Raw genomic sequence first — 228 nt, forward strand, 5'->3', positions numbered from 1 at the left:
GTCGAGGTCATGCCCACCCGCCATATCGATCTGCAGGACCATCGCCTGCGCTACCTGCACCTGAGCCATGACAAGGGCTCGATGCGCGCCGCTGCCGAAGTGCTCGGTGTCGCCACCTCATCGGTCAGCCGGCAGATCGCCCGGCTGGAAGAAGAACTGGGCATCGAACTGGTCCGCCCCGGCACCCATCGCATCAGCCTGACCGCCGCCGGCGAAGCGGCCGTGGAC

General features: G+C 67.5%; 1 protein-coding gene. It reads left to right on the forward strand.

Annotated features, from left to right (window positions below; genetic code table 11):
• Nucleotides 1-228, forward strand: a 228-nt coding sequence (locus tag SB765_RS34685) for a LysR family transcriptional regulator (protein ID WP_410933163.1), incomplete at both ends; no start/stop codon positions are given.

Source organism: Pseudomonas sp. SIMBA_067, from assembly GCF_046534675.1.
GTDB lineage: Bacteria > Pseudomonadota > Gammaproteobacteria > Pseudomonadales > Pseudomonadaceae > Aquipseudomonas > Aquipseudomonas putida.